At 62.3% G+C, this 17281-nt stretch carries 14 protein-coding genes; 5 read left to right on the forward strand and 9 right to left on the reverse strand.

All coding sequences use genetic code 11. The annotated features are described in order from the left end of the window. Positions 1-7: 7 nt before the first annotated feature. The gene (locus tag MRY17_RS24535; RefSeq protein WP_173667498.1) at positions 8-820 is read right to left on the reverse strand and encodes an HDOD domain-containing protein; all 813 of its coding nucleotides are present in this window, start codon (positions 818-820) and stop codon (positions 8-10) included. A 296-nt stretch (positions 821-1116) separates the two neighbouring features. On the opposite strand from MRY17_RS24535, the gene MRY17_RS24540 reads away from it, so the two are divergent. Continuing rightward, entirely contained in the window at positions 1117-2313 is a 1197-nt protein-coding gene (locus tag MRY17_RS24540; protein WP_191953100.1) for a class I SAM-dependent rRNA methyltransferase, read from the forward strand. A 129-nt stretch (positions 2314-2442) separates the two neighbouring features. Here MRY17_RS24540 and MRY17_RS24545 read toward each other — a convergent pair whose 3' ends face one another. Continuing rightward, the gene (locus tag MRY17_RS24545; protein WP_191953101.1) at positions 2443-2901 is read right to left on the reverse strand and encodes an REP-associated tyrosine transposase; all 459 of its coding nucleotides are present in this window, start codon (positions 2899-2901) and stop codon (positions 2443-2445) included. A 418-nt stretch (positions 2902-3319) separates the two neighbouring features. Here MRY17_RS24545 and ilvD point away from each other — a divergent pair, with 418 nt between their 5' ends. Beyond that, positions 3320-5161 carry a dihydroxy-acid dehydratase gene (gene ilvD / locus MRY17_RS24550; protein ID WP_243353002.1) on the forward strand — a complete coding sequence of 614 codons (1842 nt, stop codon included), beginning with the start codon at positions 3320-3322 and terminating at the stop codon, positions 5159-5161. A gap of 191 nt (positions 5162-5352) precedes the next feature. Here ilvD and MRY17_RS24555 read toward each other — a convergent pair whose 3' ends face one another. After that, positions 5353-6411: a haloacid dehalogenase-like hydrolase gene (locus tag MRY17_RS24555; RefSeq protein ID WP_243353003.1), complete on the reverse strand. Its 1059-nt coding sequence runs from the start codon at positions 6409-6411 to the stop codon at positions 5353-5355. A 242-nt stretch (positions 6412-6653) separates the two neighbouring features. On the opposite strand from MRY17_RS24555, the gene MRY17_RS24560 reads away from it, so the two are divergent. After that, complete coding sequence (locus tag MRY17_RS24560) at positions 6654-8045, forward strand: L-cystine transporter (RefSeq protein WP_181282526.1); 1392 nt, start codon at positions 6654-6656, stop codon at positions 8043-8045. Positions 8046-8130: 85 nt separating this feature from the next. Here the strand turns inward: MRY17_RS24560 and MRY17_RS24565 are convergent, their stop codons facing one another. Continuing rightward, positions 8131-8643 carry a dihydrofolate reductase gene (locus MRY17_RS24565; protein WP_191956231.1) on the reverse strand — a complete coding sequence of 171 codons (513 nt, stop codon included), beginning with the start codon at positions 8641-8643 and terminating at the stop codon, positions 8131-8133. Positions 8644-8733: 90 nt separating this feature from the next. Between MRY17_RS24565 and MRY17_RS24570 the strand changes: the two genes are divergently transcribed. Together MRY17_RS24570 and MRY17_RS24575 are read left to right on the forward strand one after the other, a co-directional pair. Then, a complete protein-coding gene (locus MRY17_RS24570; RefSeq protein WP_243353004.1) occupies positions 8734-10113 on the forward strand; it encodes a DUF2868 domain-containing protein in 1380 nt (459 codons plus the stop codon). Continuing rightward, positions 10106-11473: a DUF3482 domain-containing protein gene (locus tag MRY17_RS24575; RefSeq protein ID WP_191952572.1), complete on the forward strand. Its 1368-nt coding sequence runs from the start codon at positions 10106-10108 to the stop codon at positions 11471-11473. Before MRY17_RS24570 ends, MRY17_RS24575 begins: the two co-directional genes overlap by 8 nt. On the opposite strand, the gene MRY17_RS24580 is transcribed toward MRY17_RS24575, so the two are convergent. The 5 genes from MRY17_RS24580 to MRY17_RS24600 all read right to left on the reverse strand — a co-directional run bounded on the left by MRY17_RS24580 (position 11452) and on the right by MRY17_RS24600 (position 17091). Continuing rightward, positions 11452-12024, reverse strand: a complete 573-nt coding sequence (locus MRY17_RS24580; RefSeq protein WP_181282530.1) for a phosphonate degradation HD-domain oxygenase — start codon at positions 12022-12024, stop codon at positions 11452-11454. The two genes, MRY17_RS24575 and MRY17_RS24580, sit on opposite strands and share 22 nt — an antisense overlap. Then, positions 12024-13148 (reverse strand): TIGR03364 family FAD-dependent oxidoreductase, encoded by a 1125-nt coding sequence (locus MRY17_RS24585; protein ID WP_243353005.1) that lies wholly within the window; start codon positions 13146-13148, stop codon positions 12024-12026. Before MRY17_RS24585 ends, MRY17_RS24580 begins: the two co-directional genes overlap by 1 nt. A gap of 130 nt (positions 13149-13278) precedes the next feature. After that, complete coding sequence (locus tag MRY17_RS24590; RefSeq protein ID WP_191952569.1) at positions 13279-14292, reverse strand: putative 2-aminoethylphosphonate ABC transporter substrate-binding protein; 1014 nt, start codon at positions 14290-14292, stop codon at positions 13279-13281. A 20-nt stretch (positions 14293-14312) separates the two neighbouring features. Continuing rightward, on the reverse strand, positions 14313-16025 hold the full coding sequence (locus tag MRY17_RS24595; RefSeq protein WP_243353006.1) for a putative 2-aminoethylphosphonate ABC transporter permease subunit: 1713 nt from the start codon (positions 16023-16025) through the stop codon (positions 14313-14315). A 1-nt stretch (position 16026) separates the two neighbouring features. Beyond that, complete coding sequence (locus MRY17_RS24600) at positions 16027-17091, reverse strand: putative 2-aminoethylphosphonate ABC transporter ATP-binding protein (protein WP_243353007.1); 1065 nt, start codon at positions 17089-17091, stop codon at positions 16027-16029. Positions 17092-17281: the final 190 nt, after the last annotated feature.

Here is a 17281-nt window from a genome sequence, read left to right on the forward strand (position 1 = left end):
GAAAGGCTCAGTGCGCGCCCAGTTCGCGGATCGACAACTTCATGCTTTCGAAGTCGTAGTCCGACAGGCCCACATAGTCGAGCACCAAATGGCCGATCGCATCCCACTCATGGTCAACGGCCTGGTTGCCCAGCACGCGATAGGACGAACAGATGTGCTCGGCCATTTTCAGGATCGCCAGCAGGTTCTTAAGCACAGGGTTACGCGACGACTCATCGCTGAAAATCGCCAGGGCGTTGTGGTGGTTGGCGATGGCGTCGGTCACATGCTCCGGCAGGCGCCAGGACTTGGCGGTGTAGTAACCCACCACGGCATGGTTGGTGTTGAACGCATTGTTCTCGGTGTCAACCACACGGCAATCCGGACCGGCATTGGCGTAGGCCTGCTCCAGCACCGTCATGTAGTTCGGGAACCGCTTGAGCATCAGCGGCACGCCGCAATCGTGGAACAGGCCCAGGGCATAGGCTTCGTCAACCGCCTGGGAGCCGGTGCGCTTGGCCAGGGTCAGGCAGGTCATTGCCACATCCTGGGCCGTGTCCCAGAAGCGGTTGAGCGTGACGATGGTGTCGTCGCTCATCTCGCCCTTGATCGACAGCGCATTGATCAGGTTGATGACCGAGCGGCTGCCCAGCAGGTTCACCGCGCGCTGAATCGAGGCGATCTTGTTGCTCAGGCCGTAATACGGCGAGTTGACGATTTTCAGCAACGCGCCGGACAGGCCCGGGTCCTGGGCGATGAGCCGGGCGATCACTTCCAGGTCCGGGTCGGGCATGTACTGCTCCATCTGCAAATCCACCATGATTTGCGGCTGGGGCGGCACGCTGATGCCTTGCAGGACCTGCTGGATCTGTTCGGCGGAAAGCTCTTGGGACATAAGTACACACTCTGGGCTAGGCGGGGATTCTACCCCTTATGCAGACCGGGCCGACACCCAAAAACCCAAACCGAAACTCGATCAAATGTGGGAGGGGGCTTGCCCCCGATTGCGGTATATCAGTGAAAGATGAGCTGACTGACCCACCGCTATCGGGGGCAAGCCCCCTCCCACATGTCCGGCGGCGCCGCCAAGCAATGCACAACACGGTATACTCCCGCTCTTTTTTCCGGAGCGACGTCATGTCCCTGCCAAGCCTGCGTCTCAAAGCCAACGCCGATCGTCGTTTGCGCAACGGCCACCTGTGGGTCTACAGCAACGAAATCGACGTGGCCGCCACCCCACTCCACGGCTTCCAGGCAGGCGACCAGGCTATCCTGGAAGCGGCCGGCGGCAAGACCCTGGGCATCGTGGCCATGAGCCCGAACAACCTGATCTGCGCCCGCCTGCTGTCGCGCGACATCAAGTTGCCGCTGGACAAGTCGCTGCTGGTGCACCGCCTCAACGTCGCCCTGTCCCTGCGTGACCGCCTGTTCGACAAGCCGTTCTACCGCCTGGTCTACGGGGATTCCGACCTGTTGCCGGGCCTGGTGGTCGACCGTTTCGGCGACATCCTGGTGGTACAGATCGCCTCGGCGACCATGGAAGCCCATAAAGAAGACGTGATCGCCGCGCTGACCCAAGTGCTCAAGCCCAGCGGCATCCTGTTCAAGAACGACTCCGCCGCGCGCGACGCCGAAGGCCTCAACCGCTATGTCGAAACCGTATTCGGCCTGGTGCCGGCATGGGTCGCACTGGAAGAAAACGGCGTGAAATTCGAAGCCCCGGTGATCCAGGGCCAGAAAACCGGCTGGTTCTACGACCACCGCATGAACCGCGCGCGCCTGGCGCCGTATGCAAAAGGCAAGCGCGTTCTGGACCTGTACAGCTACATCGGTGGCTGGGGCGTGCAAGCCGCCGCTTTCGGCGCCAGTGAAGTGTTCTGCGTCGACGCCTCCGCCTTCGCCCTCGACGGCGTGGAGCGCAACGCCGCGCTCAACGGCGTGGCCGAGAAGATGACCTGCATCGAAGGCGACGTCTTCGAAGCGTTGAAAGAACTGAAAGCCAGCGAAGAACGCTTCGACGTGATCGTCGCCGACCCACCGGCCTTCATCAAACGCAAAAAAGACATGAAAAACGGCGAAGGCGCCTACCGCCGCCTGAACGAGCAAGCCATGCGCCTGCTCAGCAAGGACGGCATCCTCGTCAGCGCGTCGTGCTCCATGCACCTGCCGGAAGACGACCTGCAGAACATCCTGCTGACCAGCGCCCGCCACCTGGACCGCAATATCCAGATGCTCGAACGCGGCGGCCAGGGCCCGGATCATCCGGTGCACCCGGCGATTGTCGAGACGCGGTATATCAAGAGCATTACGTGCCGGCTTTTGCCTAACAGCTGATTGAAGCCGAAACATCTGTAGGAGCGAGCTTGCTCGCGAAGAACGAATAGGCGCCACGGGCTGCCTGATAGCACTGCGTTATCGTTGACGTTCTTCGCGAGCAAGCTCGCTCCTACAGGTAAAGGTGTCTCATAGCCAGATGGCATCCCATAGCGGGTATTGGCCAATGTGATCAACAAGACCTGCACGCAATGGGTTTGCGACAATGTAGCGAGCCATTGCCTTCAAGTCCTCCTCACGACGCAGCGCCCTGTCGAAATAGCCTTTTTGCCAAAGCACTCCGAAGGACCGTCTTGCCTTATTGACTGCACGGGCACTTCTCGATTTGGTTCGCTGCATGAGCCTGGGCAAATCGCCGTTGTGCAACTCCACCAGCCAGTGGAAATGGTCGGGCATGATCACCCAGGCTAGTGACGTTGCATCTCCATCCTCCTGAGCCTTTCTGAATTCGCGGACCAGCAAGCGACCGATAAGCCAGTCTTGAAAGATGCGTTGCCGTTGATGGGTGACAGCCGTTAGCAAGTAGATACGGCCCGATTCTGAATAGCGCCCCTTACGCAGCCGATGAGTATTTTGCTGAATGGACATTCCTTCGTCCTCTTCTGTGATTGGAAGAGAAACGGTAGGAGCTGAAGCGCCAACCAGCCTTCAAACAATTGTTCTGGATATATCCGCCCTTGTAGGAGCGAGCTCGCTCGCGAAAAACCCATAGACGACATGGGCTACCTGATAGCACGGCGTCATCGTTGACGATTTTCGCGAGCAAGCTCGCTCCTACAGGTAGACGGCCATTCCCTCCAGCCGCCAGCGGTGTAGAATCGGCCCTATTCATCGCCAGTCATCCCCCGGCGGGTTTATGAGCTCGAGGCCCAAGCACGCGGCGATCCCGCGACGCGAGTGGCAACTTCCGGACACACGGCCATTTTCTGAGTGTTCCAGACGTCAATAGAAGCTCTCTCCCCTTTAGCACCTGATTAGTAAGTGATTAGCCGCCCGGAGTGCTCCAATGCCTGATTACCGCTCGAAAACATCCACCCACGGCCGCAACATGGCCGGCGCGCGCGCATTGTGGCGTGCCACGGGGATGAAGGATGACGACTTCAAGAAGCCGATCATCGCGATTGCCAACTCGTTCACTCAGTTTGTACCGGGCCACGTCCACCTCAAGGACCTGGGCCAACTGGTCGCCCGTGAGATCGAACGCGCCGGTGGCGTGGCAAAAGAATTCAACACCATCGCCGTGGACGACGGCATCGCCATGGGCCATGACGGTATGCTGTACTCCCTGCCGAGCCGCGAGATCATCGCCGACTCCGTGGAGTACATGGTCAACGCCCACTGCGCCGACGCCATCGTGTGCATCTCCAACTGCGACAAGATCACCCCCGGCATGCTGATGGCCGCCCTGCGCCTGAACATCCCGGTGATCTTCGTCTCCGGCGGCCCGATGGAAGCCGGCAAGACCAAACTCGCCTCCCACGGCCTCGACCTCGTCGACGCCATGGTAATCGCCGCCGATTCCAGCGCGTCTGACGAGAAGGTCGCGGAATACGAGCGCAGCGCGTGCCCGACCTGCGGTTCGTGCTCCGGCATGTTCACCGCCAACTCGATGAACTGCCTGGTGGAAGCCCTGGGCCTGGCCTTGCCGGGCAACGGTTCCACACTGGCCACCCACAGCGACCGCGAGCAACTGTTCCTGCAGGCCGGCCGAACCATCGTCGAGCTGTGCAAGCGTTACTACACCGAGAACGATGAGTCGGTGCTGCCGCGCAATATCGCCAACTTCAAGGCGTTCGAAAACGCCATGACCCTGGACATCGCCATGGGCGGTTCCACCAACACCATCCTGCATTTGCTGGCCGCCGCCCAGGAAGCCGAGATCGATTTCGATCTGCGCGACATCGACCGCCTGTCCCGTCACGTGCCGCAACTGTGCAAGGTCGCGCCGAACATCCAGAAGTACCACATGGAAGACGTGCACCGTGCCGGCGGGATCTTCTCGATCCTCGGCTGCCTGGCCCGTGGCGGCCTGTTGCACACCGACCTGCCGACCGTGCACAGCACGTCCCTCGCCGAAGGCATCGCCAAGTGGGACATCACCCAGACTGACGACGAAGCCGTGCACACCTTCTTCAAGGCCGGCCCCGCAGGCATCCCGACCCAGACCGCGTTCAGCCAGTCGACCCGTTGGGACACCCTGGACGATGACCGTGAAAACGGTTGCATCCGCAGTGTCGAGCACGCCTACTCCCAGGAAGGCGGCCTGGCCGTACTGTACGGCAACATCGCCCTCGACGGCTGCGTGGTGAAGACCGCCGGCGTGGACGAGTCCATCCACGTCTTCGAAGGCCGCGCCAAGATCTACGAAAGCCAGGACAGCTCGGTACGCGGCATCCTCGCCGACGAAGTGAAAGAAGGCGACATCGTGATCATCCGCTACGAAGGCCCCAAAGGCGGCCCGGGTATGCAGGAGATGCTCTACCCCACGTCGTACCTGAAGTCCAAAGGCCTGGGCAAAGCCTGCGCGCTGCTGACCGATGGCCGTTTCTCCGGCGGCACCTCTGGCCTGTCCATCGGCCACGCGTCGCCGGAAGCCGCTGCCGGCGGCGCGATTGGCCTGGTGCAGGATGGCGACAAGGTGCTGATCGACATTCCGAACCGCTCGATCAACCTGTTGATCAGCGATGAAGAACTGGCGGCACGCCGGGTTGAGCAGGACAAGAAAGGCTGGAAACCGGTGGAGAAGCGTCCACGTAAAGTGACCACCGCATTGAAGGCTTATGCGCTGCTGGCGACCAGTGCCGATAAAGGTGCTGTGCGTAACAAGGCGATGCTTGACGGTTTGTAACCGTCACCCATGAAAATGCCCCGCACTTGGCGGGGCATTTTTTTGCCTGGAGATCACCCCCAAGACCCATGAAGATCAAATGTGGGAGGGGGCTTGCTCCCGATAGCAGAGGGTCAGGCAATTTATGAGCTGCGTGACCCACCGCCATCGGGAGCAAGCCCCCTCCCACATTTTTTACCGCGTCCGGCCTGTTACTGGATGTCTTCCGGCTTGACGATCACCCAGTTCTTGTCCGCGGTCACCGGCAACCCTTCCTTGGCCTGCGCCGCAGCGTGCTTGGCGATCATGCCGTCAAGCTGGGTCATGTATTTGTCCTTGCGGTTGATCCACAGGTGAATGCCGCCCTTGGCCACATCCACGTCGTGGAACAGCATGTAGCCATCACTGGTCGGCGTGTCGCCGCCAACGATCACCGGTTTTTTCCATTCGTCGATATAGGTGAGGATCGCCGCATGCTTGCCGGCCATCCAGGTCGCCGGGGTCCATAGGTAGGGTGTCAGTTCCAGGCCAAGGTTGGCCTTCTCGTCATACTTGCCGGCGGCAATCTGTTTGCGCGCGGTGGTCAGTTCACCTGTGTTGCGGTCCTTGAGCAAGGTGGTCACGCCGATCACATTCTCGGGTTTGACGTTGTAGCCGTACTTCGGATCGGCGGCGACCATGCGCACCAGTTCCTCGGAAGCGGCCGTCATCACATACACCTCGATGCCGTTTTCCATCAGTTTGTTGTACAGCTCGGCCTGGCCGGTGAAAACTTTCGGTGGCTGCACCTCGGAATTTTTCACCGTATCGCCTTCAAAATAGCTGACCGGAACGGGTTTTCCGGAGGCCATCAGCTCGTCGACCTGGACCTTGAGTTCCTTGAGGGTGAACCCGGAAAACACCTGGGCCACCCACGGATAGCACACCATGTCGTCCACTTCGCAGAGGCGATAGTAGTAACTGAACAGACTTTCCTTATGGTCGGCGGTGTCTTTGAACGGCATAAGCTTGAGCGACGGATCAAGACTCTCGCGGGTGATCAGGCCCTTGTTTTCCATGTACGGCAGCAGCGACTCTTCAAGGTCGTAGCGGTAGCTGGTGTTGTCCATGTCAAACACCGCGAAGTTACCCTTGTTGGCGTTGGCGGCGATCATCTCGTTCAGTTGTTTGGCGGCAGGCGCCGGCCAGTGTTTCAACTCGGTGGCGGCGAACGCCTGGCTGGCGAGCCCGAGGCAGAGAGCGGCGGCAAGCAATTTCGGCGCGAGCTTCATAAGCGTTTTCTTCCTGAGTGAAAGATATCGACGCTAACAAATCCCTGTGACAGTTCTCGCGTTGAGCACGACCGCCTGCATCCTGATTCCGCCACGGGCGTATGTCTAAGCGGCAAATGCTTATTCCAAAAACGACAGTCGCCATTCCATATCGGTATTAAATCAATATATTTCAAGCTGTTAGGCTTCCCGGTTCGCAATCGCAGGCTCATGCGATGGGCTGCCTTCTCAACGGAGCTTCAATGAATCTTCCCCTGATTCTCAACTTACTGGTGTTCGTGGCCCTGTTGCTGGGCCTGGCACAAACCGGCCGCACGAACTGGAGCCTCGCCAAAAAGGTTCTGTTCGCCCTGGTGCTTGGCGTGGTATTCGGCGTGGTGCTGCATGCCATCTATGGGGCCGGTCACCCGGTGCTCAGGGCCTCCATCGGCTGGTTCGACCTGGTCGGTAACGGCTATGTGCAACTGCTGCAAATGATCGTGATCCCGCTGGTGTTCGCCTCGATCCTCAGTGCCGTGGCGCGTCTGCACAACGCCTCGTCCCTGGGCAAGATCAGCTTCCTGACCATCGGCACCCTGCTGTTCACCACCGCGATCGCAGCGCTGATCGGTATCGGCCTGACCAACCTGTTCGGCCTGACCGCCGAAGGGCTGGTCGCCGGCACTCAGGAAATGGCGCGCCTGCAAGTGATCCAGAACGATTACGCGGGCAAGGTCGCCGACCTGAATATCCCGCAGCTGTTGCTGTCGTTCGTGCCGGCCAACCCGTTCGCCGACCTGGCCCGGGCCAAACCGACGTCTATCATCAGCGTGGTGATTTTCGCCGCATTCCTGGGCGTTGCCGCGTTGCAACTGCTCAAGGATGACGTGGAAAAAGGCCAGAAGGTGCTCAACGCCATCGACACCCTGCAAGCCTGGGTGATGCGCCTGGTGCGCCTGGTCATGAAGTTGACCCCGTACGGTGTTCTGGCGCTGATGACCAAGGTGGTCGCCAGCTCCAACCTGCAGGACATCATCAAGCTCGGCAGTTTTGTCGTGGTGTCGTACCTGGCCCTGGGCCTGATGTTTGTGGTGCACGGCCTGTTGCTGTCGCTGGCCGGGGTCAACCCGCTGCGCTTCTTCCGCAAGGTCTGGCCGGTACTGACTTTTGCCTTTACCAGCCGCTCCAGCGCCGCCTCGATCCCCTTGAGCATCGAAGCACAGACACGCCGCCTGGGCATCCCGCAGTCCATTGCCGGTTTCGCCGCCTCGTTTGGCGCGACCATCGGCCAGAACGGCTGTGCCGGGCTCTATCCCGCGATGTTGGCGGTAATGGTCGCGCCCACCGTCGGCATCAACCCGCTGGACCCGCTGTGGATCGCGACGCTGGTCGCGATTGTGACCCTGAGTTCGGCCGGCGTGGCGGGCGTGGGCGGCGGCGCGACCTTCGCGGCGTTGATCGTGCTGCCGGCCATGGGCTTGCCGGTGTCATTGGTGGCGTTGCTGATTTCCGTGGAGCCGCTGATCGACATGGGCCGCACGGCGCTGAACGTGAATGGCTCGATGACGGCGGGGGCGATTACCAGCCAGATCATGGGGCAGACGGACAAGGCGTTACTGGATGCCGATGAGCATGCTGAATTAGCTCAGGTCTGATAGAGCGCTATCGGGGGCAAGCCCCCTCCCACATTTTGATGTGTGAATACATTCAAGTGTGGGAGGGGGCTTGCCCCCGATGCTTTTAAGCTTTCTCCCAGACTTCAAAGTTGTAAGCCGGTTTATCCCCTTCGGCCGGGTTCTCCACATTCGACACCAGCTTCCACTGGTTCGCATCAAACGCCGGAAACCACGCATCCCCTTCCGGGCTCAACGCCACCCGCGTGAGGTACAGGCGATCCGCCTGTTCCAGCCCCTGAGCATACAACTGCGCGCCGCCGATCAACATCAGCTCGTCCGCGCCCTGGGCCTTGGCCCACTCCTCGGCACGCTCTACCGCCGCTTCCAGTGACGAAAAAACTTCCGCACCTTCAAGCACCAGGTCGGTCTGACGGCTGACCACAAGGTTCAGCCGCCCCGGCAACGGTCGCCCCAGGGAATCCCAGGTCTTGCGCCCCATGATGATCGGCTTGCCCAGGGTGGTGGCCTTGAAATACTTGAAATCCCCCGGCAAATGCCAGGGCATGCTGTTGTCGACGCCGATCACACGGTTTTCACCGAGGGCTGCGATCAGGCTTAAAGGGAGAGTTTTTTTCATGGCGACGAGAATACCAGAGCCCCGCGCAGCTTTCCCCAACAGGGTGCACAGCGGTTATGCTCCAACCTCACCAACACAACAGGACAGCGCGTGACTGCACTGAACCCGCTGCAAAAACTCTGGCTGACCGAAACCGTGCGCCTGCGCGAAGAACACGCCGGGCCTCTGGAAGATCTCGAAGCCAATCGCCTGGCCCGCACGGCCGGTGGCGACCTGCCGACGCGCATCCAGCAGCGCGCCCTGCACCTGGCCGAACGCGACGGTCTCACCACCGCCCTCGGTCGTTGGCTGCAGGGCGCGCGCCTGGCGCTGGTGCTACTGGCGATCGTCGCGGTGATCAGCGGCGCCGGCCTGGCATTTGCCGCGCTGGGTAACGGTCTAGCCCCGGTGAATGTGTTCTGGGCCCTGGGCAGCCTGCTCGGCCTGAACCTGATCCTGCTGCTCAGTTGGGCCCTGGGCCTGCTGTTTGCCGGCGAACACAGCGCCAGCCTTGGGCAACTGTGGTTGTGGCTCAGCGAGAAACTGGCGCGCGATACCAAGGCCGCGCAGCTGGCCCCGGCGCTGCTGCTGTTGCTACAGCGCCAGAAGCTCAATCGCTGGGCAATCGGCGTTCTGGTCAACAGCCTGTGGTTGCTGGCGTTGCTCAGCGCCATGCTGGTTTTGCTGATGCTGCTCGCCACCCGGCGCTACGGCTTTGTGTGGGAAACCACCCTTCTCGGTGCGGATACCTTCATCGCCGTCACCCAGGCCCTCGGCACCCTCCCCGCCCTGCTGGGCTTCAATGTACCGACGGTCGACATGATCCGCGCCAGCGGCGATTCCGCGCTGAATATCGAAAGCGCCCGTCAGGCCTGGGCTGCCTGGCTGGTGGGCGTGCTGCTGGTCTACGGCCTGCTGCCCCGGGCGGTCCTCGCTTTGCTCTGTTTGTGGCGCTGGAAGATCGGACGTGCGGCGTTGCGCCTGGACCTCAACCTGCCCGGCTATGCCCAACTGCGCGAACGCCTGATGCCTAGCAGCGAACGCCTTGGAGTCAACGATGCCGCACCCGAACAGCTGCACCACGTCAGCGGCGGCGTCAGCAATATGGAAAGCGACGGCGCCCTGCTGGTGGCCATCGAGCTGGACGATCAGCACCTGTGGCCACCGAAACTGCCTGGCAACGTACAAAACGCCGGTATCCTCGACAGCCGTGAATCGCGAAACAAGCTGCTGGAACAACTCAGCCGATTCCCGCCCGCGCGCCTGGCCATCGTCTGCGACCCGCGCCGCTCGCCCGACCGTGGCAGCCTGGCGCTGATCGCCGAACTGGCACGCAGCGCCACCGCCACCCGTGTATGGCTGCTGCAGGCGCCGCCCGGCCAGGCGCTGGACGCCGAGCGCCTGGGCGACTGGCACAGCGCGCTGCAACAGCTTGAGCTGCCCTTCGCCGACTGCGCCCCATTGAACTGGCTGGAGAGCGGTCATGACTAACCCCCTGAAGCTCGCCGTGGTCGGCCATACCAATGTGGGCAAGACCTCGCTGCTGCGCACCCTGACCCGCGACGTGGGCTTTGGCGAAGTCTCCCATCGTCCCAGCACCACGCGGCATGTGGAAGGCGCACGCTTGTCGGTGGACGGCGAAGCCTTGCTGGAGTTGTACGACACGCCGGGCCTGGAAGATGCCATCGCCCTGCTCGACTACCTGGAACGTCTGGACCGCCCCGGCGAACGTCTCGACGGCCCGGCACGCCTGGCGCGGTTCCTGGAGGGCAGCGAGGCGCGCCAGCGTTTCGAGCAGGAAGCCAAGGTGCTACGCCAATTGCTGGCCTCGGATGCGGGCCTGTATGTGATCGATGCCCGCGAACCGGTGCTGGCCAAGTATCGCGATGAGCTGCAAGTGCTGGCCAGTTGCGGCAAACCCTTGCTGCCGGTGCTTAATTTTGTCAGCAGCGCCGACCATCGCGAACCGGACTGGCGCGAAGCCCTGGCCCGCCTCGGCCTGCATGCGCTGGTGCGTTTCGACAGCGTGGCGCCGCCGGAAGATGGCGAACGCCGATTGTATGAAAGCCTGGCCCTGCTGCTGGAAACTGCGCGGCCACAGTTGGAGCGGCTGATCCTCGATCAGCAGGCCCAGCGCCAGGCCCGCCAGCAAAGCGCCGCACGCTTGATCGCCGAACTGCTGATCGACTGCGCTGCCTGCCGCCGCAGTGTAGTCACTGAAGATGAGCAGCAAGCCATTGGCGATCTACGCAAAGCGGTGCGTCAGCGGGAACAGAAGTGCGTTGAAGCCCTGCTCAAACTGTTCGGCTTCCGCCCGCAGGATGCCGCTGCCAGCGACTTGCCGCTGCTGGATGGACGCTGGGGCGATGACTTGTTCAACCCCGAAACCCTCAAGCAGCTCGGCGTGCGGGTCGGCGGTGGAATCGCCGCGGGCGCCGCTGCCGGTGCTGGCGTGGATCTCTTGGTCGGTGGCCTGACCCTTGGCGCTGCTGCGCTGGCCGGCGCGATCGCCGGCGGTGCCCTGCAGACCGCACGCAGTTACGGCAGCCGCCTACTGGGCAAGATCAAGGGCCAGCGCGAGCTGACCGTCGACGACAGCGTGCTGCGCCTGCTCGCCCTGCGCCAACGCCAACTGCTCAAGGCCCTGAACCTGCGCGGGCATGCGGCGATGCACAGCATCAAGGTCGACACGCCCCAGGATAAAACCTGGCGCGAAGGCAAGCTGCCAGACGCGTTGAACAGGGCTCGAGCCTATCCGCAGTGGTCATCCCTCAACCCGCATCCCAAACTGAGCCAGGCCGAGCGTCAGGAGCAAATCGAGGCGCTGGCTCAGCGGCTGGACGCATCCTGATCCGCCAGCAGTCGCAGAGCCTTGGCCTTGAGCACTTCAAGGTCCAGCAACGAGACGTGCATCTGCTTGGCCTGTTCGTCCCAATGGCGCATGCGCAGGCTGATGTGACAGAGCGGGTCCTGCTCGAACGCCAGCGCTTGCTGCGCGGTCATCACGCCGCCCTGGTACGCCAGCGTACGGCGGCTGGCCTCGCTTAACCGTGCGTAATAGTCCGGCTGGGTGAAGGTAAGGTAACGCTTGGCTTGTACGTGATACTCCACCAACCTCGCCATGCGTTCGCTGAAGCCTGCACGGCGCAGATAATCTGCACCCAGCCGCTCATGGCCGAGCACGCCATAACCGCCCATGCCCTCGCCGCCCTGACCGCACAGGTGGCCGATATCGTGGAAGAACGCCGCCAGCACCACCTCATCGTCGAAACCTTCGACCATCGCACACTGCGCGGCCTGGGACATGTGCTCGATCTGCGACACCGGCTCGCCGATATAATCCGTCGTGCCATGCCGTTCGTACAGGCCGAACAGCTCGGCAATCAAGCGCTCCCGACTCATCAGGCCGGCCCCCACACTGTGGTGATATTTCGCTCGGCCATCGCCGGCCCCACGCTCATGCCCACACCGGTATGCATCAACGCGACGCTGATGCCCGCAGCCGCCTGGACAAACGAAAACGGCGCGGGCCCACGCGAGCCATACACGCCCTGCCAACGCTCCACCACCTGGATCTTGCAGCCCAGGGTCTGCTCGGCCAGTTCGATCAGCCAGTCATCGACCCGTTCGGCGTTGAAAGGCGATGCATCGCTGCCGTACTCGTGGGAATCGCCGATGATCAGCTCGCCATGGGGCGTAGGGCTGATCAGCAGATGGATGCCGTGTGCGTGCAGGTGCGGCGTTTCGCGCAGGATCTGCGCCTGTACCGCTGCGGCCTCGGGTAGATCGGCAAACGCGCCGTAATGCACGCAGCTGAGGCCGGTCAGCAAGGCATGTTGCAGGTTCAGATTCAACGCCGGCCGCGCCCGCAGCATTTGCAGGCGGCACACTTGCGGGTTGAGCGCGGCGATCGATTCGGCCAGCAGGGTCTGGTAGTCGTGGCCGGAACACACAATGATCTGCTCGCCGCGAAAACACCCCGCCGTACTGTGCAATTGGCCCGGTTCGACGTCACGCACCAGGGTGGAAAAGTGAAACTCCACGTTCAGCGCTTGAGCCAGGTAGTTGATCAGCGCCGGGATCGCTTCACGCGAGTAGAGTTGCTGATCGTCCCTGCCGTGCAGCGCGGCGCGGTGATGGCGGAACTGGCCGCCGTACAGGTCGTTCAATGCCGCGCCTCGCAGCAGCTCGACGTTGTAGCCGTGCTCGCGGGCGCGCCCGGCGCAGAAGGCTTGGAGCAGGTGCTCTTCGGCTTCGGTGCGGGCGAACAGGTAGGAACCATTGCGCTTGAGCGCAAGGCCGGCCACCTGCGCCCAATGCCCCCAGATATCATGGCTTTCCCTTGCCAGGTCGAGCATCGGCCCCGGCGGTTGGCCGGTGACCAGCGCCTGGCCGAAGTTGCGCACCGAGGCGCCCTGGGGCGTGGCGCTGCGTTCGAAGACCTTGACCTTGAGGCCGCGTCTGGCGGCGGCGTAGGCGTGGGACAGGCCGAGGATGCCGGCGCCGACAATCAGTAAATCTGTCATGGAGTATGCAGCCCTCTGTAGGAGCGAGCTTGCTCGCGAAAGTCGCCAACGATGACGCAGTGCGTCTGATTACCCGCGTCGCCTGTTGGTTTTTCGCGAGCAAGCTCGCTCCTACAGGTTGAGGTAAAAGTTATTGTTTCTCCGACTTCCCGTCATAGCGCTTGCGCCACTCAGCCAGGATGCTGTCGCGATGCTTCGACGCCCACACAAAGTCGTTCTTGATCAACCGCTGCTCGTAATCGGCGGGCAATTCGGTCTGTGGCTTGGCGATTCCCGGTTGGGCGAGCACGGCGAAATTGTCCTTGTACAACGCCATCGCCGCCGGGCTTGCAGAGAAGTCCGCCAGCTTTTTCGCAGCCTCGGCATGGGCCGTGCCCTTGATCACCGCCGTGGCTTCGATGTCCCAGCCCAGGCCCTCTTTGGGCAGGATGATGTCCAGCGGTGCGCCCTGGCGCTTCAACTGCACGGCCGGGTATTCAAACGAAATCCCGATCGGGAACTCCCCGGACGCCGCCAGCTTGCACGGCTTGGAACCGGAGTGAACGTACTGGCCGATGTTCTGGTGCAGGTCGTCCATGTACTGCCAGCCCTGCTTCTCGCCGAAGGTCTGCAACCAGGCGCTCACGTCCAGAAAACCTGTGCCGGAGGAGGCCGGGTTGGGCATCACGATCTTGCCCTTGTACTCAGGCCTGGTCAGGTCCTGCCAGCTCACCGGTTTGCTCAGGCCCTGTTTTTCGGCCTCCACCGTGTTGAAGCAAATGGTCGCCGCCCATACATCCATGCCGACCCAGGCCGGCGGATTGGCGGCGTCGCGGTAGTTTTTGCCGATCTTGTCCAGGTCTTTCGGGGCATAGGTATCGAGCATGCCTTGCTGGTCGAGGATCGCCAGGCTGGAAGCGGCCAGCCCCCAGACCACGTCGGCTTGCGGACGGTCTTTTTCGGCCAGCAGCTTGGCGGTGATGATCCCGGTGGAATCACGTACCCATTTGATTTCGATGTCGGGGTTGGCCTGCTCAAACGCTTTTTTATAGCTCTTCAACTGCTCGGCTTCGAGGGCCGTGTAGACGGTCAGCTCGGTCTTGGCGAAGGCATTCAGGCTGAATGCAGTGAGTACGGCAGCGACCAGCGCCAGGGGCTTGAACATGAAATACCTCCTTTGAAGGATCATTGCCCCGGCGCGGTCTGGCGCCAGGCTTGGGAGCGGCGCAAGGCGCCATGTGAAGCCCACGCCAGCAGCAGCGAGACGCTGCCTGAGGTGAACAGAATCAGGGTGGACATGGCCGCCGCGCCGCCCACATTGCCGGCGTCGTCCATGTTCAATACGGCAACGGCGGCGAGGATGGTGTCGGGGCTGTAGAGAAAGATCGCAGCGGAGACGGTGGTCATTGCCGACACGAACAGGTAACGCAGAATATCCAGCAGCGCGGGCAGGCAGATCGGCACCGTCACTTTCAAGTAATGGCGGTAGAGCGGCGCCTTGAGGGACAACGCGGCGGCTTCGAATTCGGCGTCCAGCTGGCGCAGTGCGGTGGTGGCGGTCATTTGTGCGGTGGTCAGATAGTGAGCAATGGTGCACACCACCAGCAGCGCCATGCTGCCGTAGAACACATGCAGCGGGTTGCCGCCGAGGTTGAAAAAGAACACATAGCCCAGACCCAGTACCAGGCCGGGCACCGCCATCGGCACGAAGCTGAGCAGGCGCAGAGCCAGGTTCAGGCCCTTCTGACCGTTGGTTTTTTCCATCAGGTAGGCGCCAGTGAAGATCAGCACACTGCCGATCAGCGCCGTGCACAGTGCCATGGTCAGGCTGTTGCGATAGGCGAGCCAGCCGCCGCCGGCGGTGTCTTCGAACTGGTAGTGGTTGAGCGACAGCGACAGGTTGTAGGGCCAGAATTTGACCAGCGAGGAATACACCGCCATGCCGAACACCAGCAGCAGGGCCGCACAGATCAGCAGCACGATAGCCAGGTAGCAGCCATCCCTTGAACGCGACGGCAGCGGTTGAAATACCTGGGCACGGCCGCTCATGGCATCAGCGTGACGGCGGCGCAACCACGCATCCACGCCAAAGCTGAACAGCGCCGGCAACAGCAGCACCATGCCGATCAACGCACCACGCCCGAATTGTTGCTGACCGACCACCGCCTTGTAGGCTTCCAGGGCCAGCACCTGGTAGTCGCCGCCGACCACCACCGGCACGCCAAAGTCGGTGATCGTCAACGTGAACACCAGGCAAAACGCCGCGAACACCGCCTGGCGCGTGGCCGGCCAGGTGATACTGCGAAACGCCCGGGCGGGGCTGGCGCCCATGCTGGAGGCTGCGTCGAACAAGCGCGCATCCGCCAGCGACAATGCGGACAGCAGAATCATCAGGGCGTGTGGGAAGGTGTAAATCACTTCGCCCAGGACAATGCCCCAGAAGCCGTAGATATTGTCCGAGAGCAAGCCACGCAACAGCCCCTGGTTGCCGAACAGATACACCAGCGCGATGCCCGGCAACATCGAGGGCGCCATCAAGGGCAACAGCGACACGCCACGCCAGATCACCTTGCCGGGAATCAAGGTGCGCTGCAGGGCGTAGGCAAACAGATAGGCCAGCGGTACGACGATGGCGGCTACGCTGAGGGAAACTTTCAGACTATTGCCCAGCAACCAGTGAAAGTTGGCGCTGGTCAGTAATTCCCGTGCGGCGATCAGGCCACCGCCCTGCCCGGCTTCGCTGCTCAAGCCGCGCCAGAAGATCGCCAGCAGCGGCAGCAACACCGCCACCACCAACAGGCCCAGCCAGAGCCATTTGCCGCCGACCACGAAGACACGGTCGCCCCACTCGGCGCGGGACACTTGACGCGGCAGCGGCACGGTCATGACCGCAGCCATCTCAGGCAAACACCTGCAGGCTGCGCGGCGGCAAGGCTACCCAGATATCCTGGGCGCCCAGGCGCGGCATGTCCTGTGGCGCAAGTTCGGCCAGCAACGGGTGGCCCGGCAGTTGCGCCAGTTCAAAGCTCATGCGGCAGCGGTTGCCCAGAAATGTGATCTCGCGGACCTTGGCCGCAAACAGGTTTTCTTCATGCACCGGCGGGTTCACGCTGATGGCTTCCGGCCGGCAGAACAGGCGACCGGATTGGGCCATGCCGGCGTCGTCGGCCAGGCGCATGTTCAGCCCACCGACCTGGGCGTGGCTGGCGCTGTTGCGGCTGAACGGCAACCAGTTGCCCTGGCCGACAAACTCCGCCACGAACGGCGTGGCCGGGCGGTCGTAGATTTCCTGGGGCGTCGCGTATTGCTCGACCTTGCCGTTGTTCATCACGGCGATACGGTCGGCCATCAGCATGGCTTCATCCTGATTGTGGGTGACCATCAGCGTGGTGATGCCCAGGCGTCGCTGGAGTTGGCGCAGCTCGGTGCACAGATGCTCGCGAACCTGGGCGTCGAGGGCCGACATCGGTTCATCCAGCAGCAATAACGACGGTGCCGGCGCCAGGGCACGCGCCAGGGCTACCCGCTGCTGTTGCCCGCCGGACAGTTGGCCGGGGTATTTCTTTTCGCTGCCAAGCAGGCCGACCAGTTCGAGCATCTGCGCGACACGCTTGCGCACCTCATCGCGGCCGCTGCCGGTAAGGCCGTAGCCGATGTTCGCTTCAACGGTCAGATTGGGAAACAGCGCGTAGGACTGAAACAGGATGCCGTAATCCCGCGCCTGGGGCGGCAGCAGGGAAACATCGCGGTCACCCAAGTAAAGTTCGCCGCTGTCCTGGCGCTCAAGGCCGGCGATGCAGCGCAGCATCGTGGTCTTGCCGCAGCCGGAGGGGCCCAGCAGGCATACCAGCTCGCCGGCGGCGACGTCCAGCGACACGTTGTCCAACGCGGTAAAGGCGCCGAAGCGTTTCTGGATGCCGCGCACCTTCATCGGTGCGCCGGGGTGGGTCAGGGCTGTGTGCATGGTGGCGCCTCATCGAACTGATAAGGCCATGCTAGGGAGGGAATGCGTCGCTGATGTGGCAGAAGGGCAAAAGGGAGTGATAGGGGTATTGGTGGATTTGGGTTGTGCATGATCTACCGCTATCGGGGGCAAGCCCCCTCCCACATTTTGACCACGTTCTCATGTTGGAACTCGGTCAACTGTGGGAGGG

This window comes from Pseudomonas orientalis (assembly GCF_022807995.1).
GTDB lineage: Bacteria > Pseudomonadota > Gammaproteobacteria > Pseudomonadales > Pseudomonadaceae > Aquipseudomonas > Aquipseudomonas orientalis_B.